Raw genomic sequence first — 890 nt, 5'->3', positions numbered from 1 at the left:
CTCAGTAGGGACTTTTTTGTACAAAAAAATAATAAAGGGGTAAGAGAAATGAGATACATTACAGCTGGAGAATCACATGGTCCGCAGTTAACAGTTATTTTAGAAGGTGTACCAGCAGGTTTAACATTAACAGCGGAACATATTAATAAAGAATTATTAAGAAGACAAAAAGGGCATGGGCGCGGAAGACGCATGCAAATTGAAACAGATACTGTTGAAATTGTAAGTGGTGTACGTCACGGGATGACACTTGGCTCACCGATTACGTTAATCGTAAAAAATGATGATTTCAAACATTGGACGAAAGTAATGGGTGCAGAACCAATTTCAGAGCAAGAAAGTAAAGAAATGAAGCGTACGATTACAAAACCACGTCCAGGACATGCGGATTTAAACGGGGCCATTAAATACGGTCATCGTGATATAAGAAACGTATTAGAGCGCTCTTCTGCAAGAGAAACGACTGTTAGAGTTGCGGCTGGTGCAGTTGCGAAACAAATTTTGAAAGAACTAGGTGTGGAAATCGCAGGACATGTTCTTGAAATTGGCGGTGTAAAAGCGAAGCCTATTACTCAGTTGCCGATAGAAGAAATTCAAACGATTACTGAAAACTCACCTGTTCGATGTTTAGATAAAGAAGTAGAACAAGAGATGATGGATGCGATTGATGATGCGAAAAGTAGCGGAGATTCAATCGGTGGTATTGTTGAGGTAATTGCAGAAGGTATGCCAATTGGAGTTGGTAGCTATGTTCATTACGACCGTAAATTAGATGCAAAACTTGCCGGGGCTATTATGAGCGTGAATGCGTTTAAAGGTGCTGAAATCGGAATTGGTTTTGAAGCGGCAAGACAGCCGGGAAGTAAAGTGCACGATGAAATTATATGGGA

General features: G+C 40.3%; 1 protein-coding gene. It reads left to right on the top strand.

Annotation, left to right across the window (positions count from 1 at the left end):
• Positions 1-48: 48 nt before the first annotated feature.
• A partial coding sequence (gene aroC, locus AC1DTM_RS29105) for a chorismate synthase (RefSeq protein ID WP_477001558.1) occupies positions 49-890 on the top strand: 842 nt, incomplete at its 3' end.

The organism is Bacillus sp. P4_D3 (genome assembly GCF_056401855.1).
The sequence above is the reverse complement of the archived record's forward strand: the minus strand, read 5'-3'. Positions and strand labels throughout refer to the sequence as shown.